At 60.3% G+C, this 12590-nt stretch carries 11 protein-coding genes; 7 read left to right on the top strand and 4 right to left on the bottom strand.

Annotation, left to right across the window (positions count from 1 at the left end; translation table 11 throughout):
* Nucleotides 1-189 precede the first annotated feature (189 nt).
* Together Q0L30_RS06845 and Q0L30_RS06840 are read right to left on the bottom strand one after the other, a co-directional pair.
* Nucleotides 190-465, bottom strand: a complete 276-nt coding sequence (locus tag Q0L30_RS06845; protein ID WP_296652963.1) for a hypothetical protein — start codon at nucleotides 463-465, stop codon at nucleotides 190-192.
* A 146-nt stretch (nucleotides 466-611) separates the two neighbouring features.
* Nucleotides 612-2486 (bottom strand): poly-beta-1,6 N-acetyl-D-glucosamine export porin PgaA, encoded by a 1875-nt coding sequence (locus tag Q0L30_RS06840; protein WP_296652960.1) that lies wholly within the window; start codon nucleotides 2484-2486, stop codon nucleotides 612-614.
* A gap of 1247 nt (nucleotides 2487-3733) precedes the next feature.
* Between Q0L30_RS06840 and Q0L30_RS06835 the strand changes: the two genes are divergently transcribed.
* From Q0L30_RS06835 to Q0L30_RS06825, 3 genes are all read left to right on the top strand, one after another.
* Complete coding sequence (locus tag Q0L30_RS06835; RefSeq protein ID WP_296652958.1) at nucleotides 3734-3937, top strand: cold-shock protein; 204 nt, start codon at nucleotides 3734-3736, stop codon at nucleotides 3935-3937.
* A gap of 479 nt (nucleotides 3938-4416) precedes the next feature.
* Nucleotides 4417-4539, top strand: a complete 123-nt coding sequence (locus tag Q0L30_RS06830; protein ID WP_296652955.1) for a hypothetical protein — start codon at nucleotides 4417-4419, stop codon at nucleotides 4537-4539.
* A 176-nt stretch (nucleotides 4540-4715) separates the two neighbouring features.
* Nucleotides 4716-5114, top strand: coding sequence for a hypothetical protein (locus Q0L30_RS06825; RefSeq protein WP_296652952.1), 399 nt, complete (start codon nucleotides 4716-4718; stop codon nucleotides 5112-5114).
* 16 nt (nucleotides 5115-5130) lie between these two features.
* On the opposite strand, the gene Q0L30_RS06820 is transcribed toward Q0L30_RS06825, so the two are convergent.
* Entirely contained in the window at nucleotides 5131-6579 is a 1449-nt protein-coding gene (locus tag Q0L30_RS06820; RefSeq protein WP_296652950.1) for an MFS transporter, read from the bottom strand.
* 551 nt (nucleotides 6580-7130) lie between these two features.
* On the opposite strand from Q0L30_RS06820, the gene Q0L30_RS06815 reads away from it, so the two are divergent.
* From Q0L30_RS06815 to Q0L30_RS06805, 3 genes are all read left to right on the top strand, one after another.
* Entirely contained in the window at nucleotides 7131-7313 is a 183-nt protein-coding gene (locus Q0L30_RS06815; protein WP_296652947.1) for a hypothetical protein, read from the top strand.
* A 294-nt stretch (nucleotides 7314-7607) separates the two neighbouring features.
* Nucleotides 7608-8030 carry a VOC family protein gene (locus Q0L30_RS06810; RefSeq protein WP_296652945.1) on the top strand — a complete coding sequence of 141 codons (423 nt, stop codon included), beginning with the start codon at nucleotides 7608-7610 and terminating at the stop codon, nucleotides 8028-8030.
* Between the two features lie 257 nt (nucleotides 8031-8287).
* Nucleotides 8288-9880, top strand: a complete 1593-nt coding sequence (locus Q0L30_RS06805; protein ID WP_296652942.1) for an EAL domain-containing protein — start codon at nucleotides 8288-8290, stop codon at nucleotides 9878-9880.
* A 153-nt stretch (nucleotides 9881-10033) separates the two neighbouring features.
* On the opposite strand, the gene Q0L30_RS06800 is transcribed toward Q0L30_RS06805, so the two are convergent.
* A complete protein-coding gene (locus Q0L30_RS06800; RefSeq protein WP_296652939.1) occupies nucleotides 10034-10912 on the bottom strand; it encodes a LysR family transcriptional regulator in 879 nt (292 codons plus the stop codon).
* A 163-nt stretch (nucleotides 10913-11075) separates the two neighbouring features.
* On the opposite strand from Q0L30_RS06800, the gene Q0L30_RS06795 reads away from it, so the two are divergent.
* Nucleotides 11076-12536, top strand: a complete 1461-nt coding sequence (locus tag Q0L30_RS06795; RefSeq protein ID WP_296652938.1) for an MFS transporter — start codon at nucleotides 11076-11078, stop codon at nucleotides 12534-12536.
* The last annotated feature ends 54 nt before the right edge of the window (nucleotides 12537-12590 follow it).

Genomic DNA, 12590 nt, shown 5'->3' with positions numbered 1-12590 from the left:
GTAAACCCATGCACGGCATTCTGACGTGAGGCGTTTTTTCAGGCGGGCTTGAGGGCCGTCGCGCGGAAAACGCGAACGAAAGACAGCGTAAATCGACGCGATGAACTGGCTATCCGCACGCGTGAATTGAGTCCCCGCTGCCCAATTTTCACAGCGGGCAGCGGGCAGCGGGCAGCATCCAGTCGCAGCCTATTGCGATCTCGTGAGCTTCAAGTTCCGCGGCAATTCATGCATGGCCGCTTCGCCTTGCCCCTTGCGCTTATCGAACACCTGCTCGATCCCGGCCTCAAAGACCGCTTCGCAGAACGCAATTCGTGAACGGTAATACTCGGCCTGCAGTTGCGCATCCAGAACCCGCTGTTCGGACTGGTATAGCGCCATACGTAATTCACCTAGCGCGCGCTCAGCTTGCTTCTCGGGTGTTGCAGCATTGTGAGCGATCAGGTTTGAAAGCCAGTGCAACATGGATGCGCCCTCCTGTCTTCGAATCCGCAATCGCGTGCGTCAGCACGCTGATTGACTCGAGTTGAAGCTGCGAAAAGGCTATCAGATTCGAACGTTAGCAACGTGTGCAGTAACGCACGTGTTGTATAAACGACGAAAAAACAACATCAGAACGGAACCGTAAGCGTAGCGTAGGCCAGCTCGGAGAATTCACGCGAGCCGTCATAGGCATGACTAAGCACTCCGAAGCCGTAAGTCAGTGCGATGTCGTGACTGAATGTCCACGCATGTTCGATGCGCGCGCCAAGCTCCGCACTCGTACCGAAGCCGCGCTGGTTATAGGCGCCCGCGGTCAGAAAGATACGCTGCAACAGGACCTTTTCTCCGGCGCGCCAGATTGCCCATTCGTGCATGGCCTGCACCTCCGCTGTGTAGTCGCGCGAGGGTGCGAAATAAGCCGCGTTGTCGATCGTGTTGCTGCTCGTGTTGAGATTCAGCGTCAGATTCAGCTTCTGATTCGCCGCCGTGAAAACCCGCTGTGTGCCGGATAGCGCGATTTCCTGATTAAAGTTCGAGTCGCTGTAGCGCGTCGCGGAGTAAGACACCGACCCTGAACGTCGATCCGTATCGGTGAAGTTCAAAGCGAATTGTGCCGACTTTCCCCACAGATGCTCGACGTATGCTTTCCATGGCAGCGCATTGCTATCGCTGTCGACGCCCGCGGTGGCTGACACATAGTCGTTGAACGCATAGGTGACTTCGCCGTTGCCGCCGGTACGTCCTTCGCCGCCCATCGAGCGCGTGGCCTCGCCAGTGACGCTCAGCGGGCCGTTGCGGTAGTCGCCGCCAACGCCCACGCGGGTGCGGCTGATATTGCCGATGTCCGTATTGGCGTGGCCGAAGAATGTATGGGCGAACACGCGCCAGTTATCGTAGATCGGCGGCGAATACAGGAACGTATCGCTGCTGAATTCGTTGTCGGCCAGTACCGAGTTGCCATGCTCGCCATTGACCGACACGGACAGCAGCGGCGCGCGAAACGCCGCATAGTCGCGCTTGAACGCGCGCACGGAACTGTTCTCCGGAAACGTGTCGTCGAATGCGTCGTAGATGCGGCGAGCCGTGCCGTAATCTTCCAGTTGCAGCGACGCCCTGCCCAGTCCGGCCAGCGTGTCGACGCTATCCGGGTGATCCGTCAACGTCGCGGAGTACATGTCGCGCGCACGCCGCGTCTGGCCGCTGCCCAGTATCGCGTCGGCCTGCGCATTGCGCACCTCGGCACTGAACGGCACCTGCTCTTCGAGACGCTTTAGTTCAGCGAGGCCAGCGCCTGTCTGCCCGATGTAGATCTGGTACTGCGCGTGCAGGCGGTAATAGCGCATATAGTCGTCGTTCGCGGCATCCCACGGATGAACCTGCTCGGCCGGGGGCAGATCCTTGTGAATGTCGTCAAGCACCTGGCTCGCCTGAGAATATTTGTTCTGATCCGTAAGCGCATAAAACAGGCCTTCGCGCAGATCGATCAGGCGCGTATGCGTACCGTACTGATACCCGAGCGTCGCGGCATCCGTTGGAGCCTGGGCCTGCTGCGCAATCGCACGGCGGTAAGCCTGCTCCGCCTTCGCCGGCTGCTGGAGGTACGAATAGGCGTCTCCCACGGCCGCGAGCGCCTCGACCGATATTTCGGACTGTTGTGGAATGGTCTCGAACGCGGCGACGGCATCTTTCATCCGCCCGCGCGCCGCATACGCGACCGTCATGTCACCCGCGAGCGACGCGCGCACCTGTGCGTATTCCGGCGACTGCGGCAAGCGTTTTTCGAATTCGACCGCCTCTCCAATAGCCTTGTCTAGCGCATCGAAACGGTCCGGGCTGCTCATCGCACGCACCTTGGCGCGGCCGCCACGCACCTCCTGGCGAATGCTGAGTTCCTCGATCTGTGCGATGTCGATCGGCGAGAATACATCCGGCCTCGCCTTGGCCTCTTCGAGCGCGCGTACCGCACCGCCGCTCGTTGCGAGCGAAAAGACCTGTGTGCGCAAGTCCTGGCCCGGCTGAGGGCCGGTTCCCGACAAAACTGGCGTACCCGGCGCTGGGCCCGGCACCGGTTGAGGCTGCGACGGATTGCTTCCCGGCTCAGACCCGGCTGGCGCTGGTGCCGCGCTCGCCCCGTTCTGCGGAGTGGACGGCTGTACGTTCAATTCTTCTTTGGGTGCTTGCGCAACTGTTTCAGCGGATTGCTGCTGCGCAACGACGTACACCGCTGGCCCCGCACGGCCCAATGTCTGCGCCGCACCGTTTTCGCTTTCGACTGCTGCGCAGGCATACAGCAGCAGGATGGCTGCGCGTGCGTACACATTGAGTTGCCGTTGGCACGGCGAGGCGCAAAGACGTTTGTTCTCGACCATTTCCGTCGCTCTCTTCCGATAGTTGAATACGAGAAAAGCAAAGCGGAACACGTAGATGGTGCGTCGAAGCTAACTCACGAACGCCTGCTAGAGAACAGGAAGGCAGTTGCCACAATCATATGAAAAAACCTGAATCTTGTTCGACGAACCATGCAGCCATGGTGGTTCAGCGAACGCACGACTCCGTCTTGTTATAGCTGTTATGGGACGTTTTTTCTTAAATGGAGCGCGATGTCCGGGTTTTCTCTGATTGAGCGTTGACGCGCCCTGCCTGCGGCCTGGCGAGGCTCCGAGGACGCGGACCGCACCGTGCACAGGTTATCGAAAGCGAACCGCGCTTTCCGGTCGTCCGCACGATAAAGCGCGATCATGGCGCCAGACTCTTCAAGCAGTACGGTCGCATCCGGCGTGCGAGGGTCCTCTCGCCGCACAGTGACGACCACGCATCACTCGTTCATGTGGAGTCCCTCCTGATGCCGACTCCACGAGTCGGAGCGCAAAACGATGCCGTGAGCAATGCGGCGCGCGTCGCAGAGGGAGAGTACGCGCGGCTACAGCGAACGAGTGCATGCGGATCCGTACAACCCCTTGCAGTGACGCGTAGCGATCCGGCTATTTCGGCACGCAACTGCGCGCCAGCGGCGATCACAAAATCGCTAATCTGCAGTCGCAACTTACAAAAAACGTGAACGCAAACGCAACGGTTTCGACGTGCAAATTTCACCAGGCACGCATCGTGCGCAAGCCCATACGCAGTTGCCCGTAGCTGGTCGTAAAATCGTGATTGCCGGTGACGGCTCAACTGTGCTGGAACATGGCCGCACGTCTGGCGCACGCCAGCGGCATCGTCTAGAACCCATCTTCGCAGGAACTTTCAGAACATGGCAACCGGTACCGTCAAGTGGTTTAACGATTCAAAGGGATTTGGGTTTATCACGCCAGACGAAGGCGGCGATGACCTCTTCGCGCACTTCTCCGAGGTTCAGGGTGCTGGCTTCAAATCTCTTCAGGAAGGCCAGAAGGTAACTTTTGAAGTCAAGCAGGGCCCCAAGGGAAAACAGGCGGCAAACATCATACCCCAGTGAGTTTTAGAGGCCGCAAACACGTTCTTTCGCGGCAGCGACCAGCGCAATACAGGACCGCTGCCGGTTTGGATCCAACTTCGCAAGCGGGAGCGTGTCTCCCGCTTTTTTCTCCGCACATCTGCATGCTCTCGCGAACCGCGTCGTCGAATCCGACCAATGGCCTACAACTTCCTTGCTGCAGGGCAGCGACGTTGTGCACGCGCTTGAACGCGGCGTCCGTGAGTTGTGAAACCGACTGTTTCAGGTTCAGGCGGGATACGACCTCGCAATTCGCGATAGATCCGTTGCAGTGAGCTGCCGCATTCTGCGTGAACAGCGCCCGTGGGCACTTCACCTCGTCCGCCAGGCCACACGCCGGGATTGCGTCTTACCGCAAGGCACACCGCCTGAATCCTTCGACACGATTCGTTACACACAAACACATCGATCACTCCCTTTCTCGATAGGGTGAATTAAACAACGGCAAGTGGGAGCATCGTATGAAGAGAATTATCGTGTTGACGCTTATGGGGCTATGCCTTGGCAGCGCCTTGAGCGGCTGCATCATCGTTCCCGACGGCGATGGATATCATCACCATCGCTACTACGATGACCGTTACTAACAGACGGGAAATAACGGTCCGGTAATCACGTCCAACCTCCTCGCTGTGGAGACTGCACTCTCATTCACACCGCCTTTGCGCATGGCGCTTCGCCGACTCGTTTCCCCCGGCGGCGATTCGCGTGGTACAGGCCGTGCCAGCAGGGTAAATATCCGGCGTTTGTGGATGAGGCGATCATGAAGTCTTTCAATTTCGAGCAACGGGTCGAAGAGATCCAGCTTTCGCTCGCGCACCTCGTCGAGTCACTCAAGACGCCTTCCGTGAGCGTGATTGACGTCGGCGACAGAGTCTTTCTGCATCTGACCTGGGTGGTGGAGTCGAGTCGCGATTCGACGCTCGATACGCGTTGCGCGGCGACCATCGAGGCGACGCGCACGCAACTCGAACGCTACGCACGTCTGGACACCGCACAGCGACGCGTGATCCAGCAACGCATTGGCGCGCTCGTGCACGAGCGTTTCGACGCAAGCCGAAACCGGCCGCACGGGAGCGGCGAGTGTGCGATCGAAATCGCACTCGGCGACGCGATTTTCGAAACCGGCAGCAACGACGACTATTTTCCGACGCTCGACTGAACGACATCGTCATCCACTATTCGTCAGGTACCGCGGAAAGCGGCGCGGCGACATGCTCGAGCGGCTTGCGCTCAGCGTCCACGCCCCAGATTGCGGCAATCAGCGCGGCGACGATCATCAACGCGGACCCGACGAGGTAACCGCTGAACACTTCGCTGCGCTGGTGCGTATCGACCAGCCGGCCAAAGAACGCGGGACCGGCAATGCCGCCGAGCCCGGTGCCGAACGCGTAGAACACCGCGATCGCGAGCGCACGGATCTCAAGCGGGAAAGACTCGCTGACCGTCAGGTAAGCCGAACTCGCCGCCGCCGAAGCGAAAAAGAAGATCACCATCCACGCGATGGTTTGCGTCGTCACGGTAAGCCAGCCCTGCTCGAACAGATAGCCGCTCGCCGTAAGCAGCACGCCCGCCAGGGCGTAGGTTGCGGCAATCATGGTGCGGCGGCCGAGCGTGTCGAACAGGCGCCCTAAAACCAGCGGACCGAGAAAATTGCCGAGTGCGAACGGCAGGAGATAGAGGCCCACTTCGTCGCCCGGCACGCGGTAGAAGTCCGTGAGCACGAGTGCATAGGTAAAGAAAATCGCGTTGTAGAAGAAGGCTTGCGCCGTCATGAGCGAAAGGCCGACGAGTGCGCGCCTGCGGTGCCGAACAAATATTGCCTGCAAGACGGTGCGCATCGAGGTCCGGCCATGCGCGCGCAGCCGCAGCGGCCTGGTTGCCGGAGCATCGAGGCTATGGCCCGCCTTGTGAAAGCGCGCTTCGATGGCTTCGACGATGGCACGCGCTTCGTCGTGCCCGCCATGTGTGAGCAGCCAGCGCGGGCTTTCGGGTATCCAGCTCCGCATGGGCAGGATGATCAGGGCGAGCACGGCTCCAATGAAGAAGCATGCTCGCCAGCCCCAGTCCTGCGGCAGCAGGTGCGGATCGAGCAGCACCAGCGAGCCAGCCGCGCCAATGCCCGCGCCCACCCAGAAAGTGCCGTTGATGCTGAGATCGGTCCAGCCACGCACGCGTGCAGGCGTGAACTCCTGGATCGTCGAATTGATGGCCGCATACTCGCCGCCGATGCCCGCGCCGGTTAATGCGCGAAACGCCATGAAGCTCGCAAAATTCCACGAAAACGCGGTAGCCGCCGTGGCAAGCAGATAGACCGAGAGCGTGGCGAAGAACAGCTTGCGTCGCCCCAGCCGGTCGGTAAGCCAGCCGAACCCGAGCGCGCCGAAAACCGCGCCCGCAATGTAGGCGCTACCGGCAAGACCCACCTGGGCATTGTCGAAATGCAGCGCCGGACTCGTCTTCAGCGCGCTCGCAACCGCGCCCGCGAGCGTCACTTCGAGCCCGTCCAGCAGCCAGGTGATGCCGAGCGCCGCCACAATCAGCACGTGAAAGCGGCCCCACGGCAGACGGTCGAGGCGCGCAGGCAAGTCGGTTTCAACGATATCGGTGATTTCGGTCGTGTTCATCGCGAGGGCACGTCAGCGGCAGCGTTATGGATTCTGCGTTTCCGCGCCTCTGTGCCACTGGTCGGCGCGCACGACGCATCGCAAGCACACCGCGTGCCCCGGTGCGTGCGCCCCGCACAGTCAACGAAAGAATACTTTCCCATCGGGCACATCCTCACGGTATTCGTCGAGCCGCCTTTCGCACCAGCCTCGCTGAAACCGTAAAGCCTTTCTATCGGGAGCGTGCCGTCCGTATATTTAAGCCGTTACGAACACACGCTGCGGCGCTGGACGCCAGATCCACTGCGATTCCGATGCACTGTGCGCCGGGTTTATCCGCTGCGCTCGCCAGCCGCCGCGACAGCGCACGAAGCGGCGCATATTCGCATGATGGTCTGTCGAGAAGTTTCGAACCGGCGGGCGATATCCGGTTTAAATACCGTTGCCGGTTTCCGGGCACGGATTTTGCGCATCTTTCAATCGATGGAGACAGACAGGGTGAATTCGATGCGATCGCGTTCGACCGTCGCGAGTCGCACGACACATATCCGGTCTGACCAGCCAGGAGCAACATGATGCTGACGCTCACCGTACCCACGCTTCTCTTTTTCGTCGCCCTTTTCGCAACGATTTCGGCTATGCACCGCGGCGTGAGCCGCAAGGCAGACGCTAAACTTCGCGCGCAGTTTGAGGCAGAAGGCCCAGGCAGCGAGGTCTCGCGGCAGCTGATGCGCCATTCCGGATATGGCGTCTGAGTTCCTGCGTACCCACTGAAGACAGGCCGAGCGTACTGAAGTTGGCAGACCGGCGTCGAGCTTCAAGCCGCCGGCGATCCTTCAAAGGCCGAATCGCGCCTGCCTCATTTCATCAATGCCTTGGCCGCTCGTCTTGATCCCGGCGATACGCATGTCCATCGAGCGTTTCATTTTTTGAAACCGGATATACCATCAGTAAACGTCATCTTCCTCGGTGCGCAACCTGTAATGCCTGCCACGATTGCAAAGCCTGGGTTTGAAGTTTGACCTCGTCACAGGGACACGGGAGCTTCGATGAAAATCAACTGCATCGCTGGATTTGCGGTAATAACGAAGCAGCCTGATGCAAGTGCATCGTTGTATCGGGACGCGCTAGGCTTGCCATTCAAGCAACAGGACAGCTATCTCTACATGGACAGGTTTGCCGGATCCAATCACTTCGGCATATGGCCTCTGAAAATGGCTGCCCAGTCCTGCTTCGGACAGGATGAGTGGCCTGCTCATCTACCCGTGCCAACGGCAACCATTGAGTTTGAACTTGAGGACGCTGCGGCAGTGGAGTCAGCGGTTCAGGAAATGAAATCAAAGGGCCAGGATTTTATTCACGACGCAAGAACCGAGCCGTGGGGACAAACGTCCGCAAGGTTCATGAGCCCCGAAGGCGTGCTGGTCGGTTTAAGTTATGCGCCGTGGCTACATGAGAAAGAAGCCAAATAATTGATTCAAGCCGACGCTTTGCGGCGTGGCTTGATTTACGCTTTAAAGGTCCGCTCCCGGCGATGCGTTGCACAAACCGTTACTCGTTCGTATTCCATTGGTAGCACTCGCGCGTCGAGACCCGCGCACGGTTGAAAATACCGTCCGCAAGCCTGTTCTTCAGTCGGAAGTTGCATGGGCCACGAACACCGCAGGCCTGCTAGGCGCATGTGTCCCACCAGTCGTACGTTTCCTTTCATCGACGCCCGGAGTACGAATTGAGCAAACGCATCACGCTGATTTCGGCTTCGATTGCTCTGGGGTGCCTCGCGACCATCGCGCCAGTGCTGACCAGCATCTACGTTGCGAATAAAGATGCTGAAAGGCGGGATCGGACCGAGCTTCGCGAGTTCGCGCGCAAGGCCGTCATGCGCACCGAGCTCGTGACGTATCAGGCGTTTGCCGCGCTTTCCGACCTGGACCGTGAACCGGGTGCGCCCTGCTCTCCGGCGAACCTCGAACTGGCCGCGCGGGTCATCTACAACTACCGGTACGTACAGGATGCCGGTGCCTACGCCGAGGGGCAGTACCTCTGCTCGCCGCTGCTTGGCGACGTGCGAACAAAAGATCTCACATTGCCGCCGCCGGACTACCGCAGCAACGACGGCTATCTCGAGTGGTTCCGGCAAAAGAGTCCATTAAGTGACGTACGCAAGGACATTCAGATCGGCCGCAATGGCCACTATGTTTCTATTGACCCCGGCTCCTATGTGGATCTGATCGATCCGGCCAGACGTCCCGTAGCGGTGATCCAGATCGCAACGGGAACGCTCCTCGCGATTTCCAGCGGCGCCGACCCGGACGACATGCTCAACGCGTGGAAGCGCGGTGGCAAGGTGAGCAGCAACCAGTGGAACTATGCGGTCGCCCAGTCGTCGACAAGGCCACTCGCCGTTGTCGTGATGTCGCCGCGTAGCAGCGTCGCGGGCGACTGGCCGAAGCTGCTGGCCGCATGGCTTTCAATCGGTGTCGTCGCAGGGGCCGCGCTCGGCTGGCTGACTTACAAACGCGTCACGCGCCAGCTTTCGTTTGCTGCCACCCTTCAATGGGCCATTTCACGACGCAATATTGACGTGATGTACCAGCCCATCGTGCGGCTCGCCGATAACGAATGCGTGGGCGTGGAGGCGCTGGTGCGGTGGGAATTGAACGGTCACGCCATTTCGCCCGATGTATTTGTCAGGGTTGCAGAGGAGAATCACCTAATCCATGCATTGACCGATCTTGTCCTCGAGAAGACTATCGCGCAGCTCGCCAGATTGCTCGCCGCGGCGCCCGCATTTTATGTCTCGATCAATGTGAGCGGCGACGATCTGAGCAGCGTCCGTTTCCTGAATCGACTCACGGCGTCGCTCAAAGGAACGGGTATTGCTCCCCGGCAGATCCGGATCGAAGCCACCGAGCGGAGCTTCATGAATACGGACGCCACGCGCAGCATCATTGCCGCATTCAGGGCAGCGGGACATCCGGTCTATATCGACGACTTTGGCACCGGCTACTCAAGCCTTTCCTATTTGCAAACCTTTGAGATCGACGTTCTGAAAATCGACAAATCATTCGTCGACACGATCGGGCAGGATACCGCCTCAAGCATCGTCGCACCACATATCATCGCGATGGCCCATGAACTACGCCTGGAAATCGTCGCAGAGGGCGTGGAGACGGGTTTGCAGGCGACGTGGCTACGCGAGAAAGGCGTGCAGTATGCGCAAGGCTGGTATTACGCGAAGGCGATGCCGGCGGGTGAACTCGCGGTGTGGCTCGGCAAGAATCGCGCTTCGCATCAGGCGGACAGTTTGACGGCAAGTTAGTCGCTGACCTCGGCTTCTGTATTTTTAAGCTATTAACTCAGATGACCAAGCATGTGACTGAAACCGAATTACGGGATGTTAAGAACATCGAGCAATGAATGTCGCACGATGAGGCATCGCAATCGAAATAACGCGCACGAACCCATCCCGCCATCAAACCAGCAGTTGCCGCGCGAGCAGTTCCCTTGCCTGCGTCACCGTCTCGCGTTCGCCCGTTTGAGGCGGAGTCAACGAGAACACGGCTTCCGGCAACGCCGGCAACCGATGTTTCGTACCGAGCCGCGCAAGGCCGTCCACCATCGCCGACGCGCACAGGCAGCCCACGCCGAGCCCGGCTGAGAGCATCGATTGCAGTCCGGCCACACCGGACGCGCTATGAACGAGCTCATAGGGCCGGGCGTTTTCTTCGAGAGAACGCACCGCAACCTGGTGCATCATGCAGTCGCCCGGCAGCAATACGAGCGGCAGCGGTTCCGGCAATTGCTCAGCGAGCGAAGGCGATGCGACCCAACAAAGCGGTTCCTTTCGCAACACCCAGCGTGTGTCGACTTCGGCGGCAGCGGGCCTGAACGGCCCCGCCGACATGTGCATGACCACGCCAAGATCGATCTGCCCTTTCACATAAGCGAGTTCGATATCGGCGCTCTTCATGGCGCTCACATGCAGGCTGAGTTGCGGATAGCATTCGCGCAGCCGCACGAGCATGCCCGCGACTTCGTTGGTCCGGAAATATTCGGTGATCGCGAGGCGCAACTCACCCTTGATCGCCTGCCCGCGCAACTCGTCGAATGCCGCTTCGTTGAGCGCCACGAGGCGCCGCGCATGTTCGAGTAGCCGCGTGCCCGCGGCAGTGAGTTCGACGCCGCGCTTGCTGCGCGTGAAGAGCGGCACACCCGCGCGCACTTCGAGCTTGCGCACCTGTTCGCTGATCGTGGATTGCGAAAGATGCAAAAGCGGTGCCGCTGCAGAAAGGCTGCCTACGTTCGCCACGGCCGCGAACGTCCTCAACTGGTCGAAATCGAAACCGCGCATGGCGCCCTCAATCCATCGGTTTAATCGATGGATATTAACAGTAATTCCCGCTTTTCCGAATTATGAAGCGTGGTCAGAATGTGGACTCCCCGGGCAGGTTGCGCGCATGCCGCGCAGCGCAACGCAGCCGGGGCAACCCCGGTTTTTTTCACTGAGCACATTCATGTCTGACAATACGTTCACCGCCCGCGCCGTGGCGCCCTGCGCGGCCGCTCATACCCAGCATGATCATCACGGCTGGGCGCTGGTCGTGCTGCTGGTCGGCGCCATCCTGCCGCCGCTCGACTATTTCATCGTGAACCTCGCGTTACCCGCCATCCGCGACGGACTCGGTGCGCAGGCAACCGAACTGCAACTGGTCGTTTCGGCCTACGCGTGCGCGAACGCCGTGATGCAGATCACCGGTGGACGCCTCGGCGACCTGTATGGCCGCAAACGCATGTTCATGGCGGGCATGACAGGGTTCGTCGTCGCCTCCACGCTATGCGGTCTCGCGACCAGCGGCACGATACTCGTCGGCGGGCGCATTCTCCAGGGTTTGTTCGCGGCGATCCTCGCGCCGCAGGTGCTCGCCACTATCCGCAGCGTGTTCACACCGCAGGAACAGTTGCGCGTGATGGGGCTTTACGGGTTCGTCTTTGGCGTGGCGGCGGTCATCGGTCAGCTCGGCAGCGGCGCGTTGATCAGCCTGCATCCGTTCGGTCTTGGCTGGCGCGCGATTTTTCTCGTCAATTTGCCGATCGGCGTTCTCGCGCTCATTGGCAGTTGGCGCTTCATTCCCGAAAGCCGTCGCCCGAGCGGTCAGCGCATCGACGTGCCGGGCACGATCCTGCTTTCGCTGTTTCTGCTGATGCTCGTCTATCCGCTTACACGCGGGCGCGAGTCCGGCTGGCCCGTGTGGATGCTCGTCTGCCTGATCGGCTCGCTGCCGATGTTGGGCCTGCTGTTACGCGTGGAGTGGCGCCGCCTGGTCAACGGCAAGGATCCGCTGCTCGACGTGCGTCTTTTCCGCAATCCGGTCGTTGCGCTGGGCCTCGTGCTGGCATTCCTGTTCTATACGTTGAGCGCGTTTTTCCTGACCTACGGTATTTATCTGCAAGGGGGCTTGCAGTGGTCGCCGCTTGCTTCGGGACTCGCAATCCTGCCGTTCGGTGCCGGGTTTCTTTCCAGTCCGCTGTTGATGCCGCGCCTCGTGCACCGATTCGGCAGCTATCGCGTGCTGACGCTTGGCTTCCTGCTGCTGGCAGGAGGACTCGCCGTTGCTGCCGCGCTCGCTGACGTGCGCGCACCCGGCGCCGGCTTCTATCTGGGGCTCGCGGCGATTGGCATGGGCCAGGGCCTCGTCCTGCCCTCCGTCGTGCGGATTGTGCTTGCCGAAGTGGAACCCGAACGCGCAGGCGCGGCGTCCGGCATGGTTACGGCAACGCTGCAAATTGGCGCCGCCGTCGGCGCGGCCACGCTGGGCGGCGTATTTTTCGCACGACTCGGCGCGGCTCCCGATGTCGTCGATTACGTGCATGCGTTCAGGACTTCGATGTTCGCGCTCGTCGCAATCCTGCTGCCGTGCGCCCTGCTTTCGGCTGCGCTCGGGCCGCTGCACCGGCGACTGCATGCGAACGGCTGAATCCACTGACGGCGAGCGCATCCATGCTTGCGAAACTGAGAATGCCAAACAAAA

Origin of the sequence: Paraburkholderia sp. (assembly GCF_024281035.1) — a bacterium.
Lineage (GTDB): Bacteria > Pseudomonadota > Gammaproteobacteria > Burkholderiales > Burkholderiaceae > Paraburkholderia.
This window is presented reverse-complemented; position numbering and strand designations above follow the sequence as displayed.